Below are 2,072 nucleotides of genomic sequence, written 5' to 3' on the forward strand. Positions count from 1 at the left end.
CTCCCCTTCGAACGCCTCGTCGAAGACCTCGCACCCACCCGCTCACTCGCCCGCCACCCCCTCTTCCAAATCATGCTCGTCCTCCAGAACACCGCCGAACCCACCCTCGACCTCCCCGGCCTGACGGTCCGGGCGGTGTCCGGTGCGGCAGCAACGGCCAAGTTCGACCTGGACTTCAGCCTCGCCGAGGCCTTCGACGCGGCAGGCCGCCCAGCCGGGTTGCACGGCGAACTTGGCTACGCCACCGACCTGTTCGAGGCGGCGACCGCGGCCGACCTGGCCCGCCGCTTCGTCCGGGTACTGTCCGCCGTGGCCGCCGACCCGCACCAGCCCGTGGCCCGGGTGGAGTTGCTGACGCCCACCGAGCGGCAGCGGATCCTCTCCGAGTGGAACGCCACCCAGGCCGAGCTGCCGGAAGCGACCCTGCCGCAGCTCTTCGAGGCACAGGCGGCCCGCACTCCGGCGGCAGCCGCGGTGGTCTTCGAGGGCCGGTCCCTGTCGTACGGCGAACTGAACGCCCGGGCCAACCGGCTCGCCCGGCAGCTCCGCGTACACGGGGCTGGTCCGGAAGCGCGGGTGGCGGTCGCCCTGGAGCGTTCCGAGGCACTGGTGGTCGCGCTGCTCGCAGTCCTCAAGACCGGTGCCGCCTACCTGCCGGTCGACCCGTCCCACCCCGCCGACCGCATCGCCCAGGTCGTCGCGGACGCAGCGCCGCTGGTGGCGATCACCGCGCACCCGGTGCAGCACACGCTGCCGACCGGCCTCCCCAGGGTCCTGCTGGACTGCCCGGCCACCGCCGAGGCACTGGCACAACAAGACGCCGCGGATCTCACCGACCGCGACCGCACCGAGCCGCTGCTCCCCGCCCATCCCGCCTACGTGATCTACACCTCCGGCTCGACCGGCCGGCCCAAGGGCGTGGCCGTGCCGCACCGCGGCGTGGTCAACCGGCTCACCTGGATGCAGCGCGATCACCGGCTCCGCGCTGATGACCGGGTGTTGCAGAAGACGCCGGTCGGCTTCGACGTCTCCGTCTGGGAGTTCTTCTGGCCGCTACTGGAGGGCGCCACGCTGGTGGTCGCCAAGCCGGGTGGGCACCAGGATCCGGCGTACCTGACCGAGCTGATCCAGCGCGAGCGGATCACCATTGCGCACTTCGTGCCGTCGATGCTCCAAGCCTTCGTCCAGGAGCCCGCGGCAGCCAGGTGCACCGGCCTGCGCGGGGTGTTCTGCTCGGGCGAGGCCTTGCCGGGCGACCTGCGCGACCGGTTCTTCGCGGTGCTGGACGTCCCGCTGCACAACCTGTACGGCCCCACCGAGGCCTCCATCGAGGTCACGGCCTGGCGTTGCGAGCCGGGAGCGGCGGGCGTCGCGGTGCCGATAGGCCGCCCGGTGGCCAACACCAGGGTGTACGTGCTGGATTCGGCGCTGCAGCCGGTGCCGCCGGGTGTGCCGGGCGAGCTCTACCTCGCCGGCGTCCAGCTGGCGCGTGGCTACCTGAACCGCCCCGGGCTCACCGCCGAGCGCTTCGTCGCGGCCCCGCACGGCCCGGCCGGCACCCGGATGTACCGCACCGGCGACGTGGTCCGCTGGACCGCCGAGGGCGCGCTGGTCTTCCTCGGCCGGGCCGACGACCAGGTGAAGATCCGCGGCTTCCGGATCGAACTCGGTGAGGTGGAGGCCGCGTTGGCCACTCACCCCGACGTGGCACAGGCCGTGGTGGTGGTCCGCGAGGACACACCCGGCGACCGGAGGCTGATCGGCTACGCGGTCCCGGCCGCCCGGACCTGCGCGACCGACCTGCCCGCGGAGCTCAGCCGGTTCGTGTCGGGGGTGCTGCCGGAGTACATGGTGCCCGCGGCCATCATGGTGCTGGACGCGCTGCCCGTGAACCCGAACGGCAAGCTGGACCGCCGCGCCCTGCCCACCCCTGAGTACGCAGGCGCAATCAATGGCCGGGCGCCGAAGTCGCTGCGGGAGGAGGTGCTGGCCGCGCTGTTCGCGGAGGTGCTCGGGCTGGCGCAGGTCGGCGTGGACGACTCGTTCTTCGACCTCGGCGGACACTCCCTGCT

Annotated in this window: 1 protein-coding gene; it reads left to right on the forward strand. The window is 72.7% G+C overall.

Annotation, left to right across the window (positions count from 1 at the left end; all coding sequences use genetic code 11):
* Window positions 1-2,072: non-ribosomal peptide synthetase (locus tag ACWC9T_RS41650; protein ID WP_449826225.1), on the forward strand; the 2,072-nt coding region annotated here is incomplete at both ends.

It is taken from the genome of Kitasatospora sp. NPDC001159 (assembly GCF_053598235.1).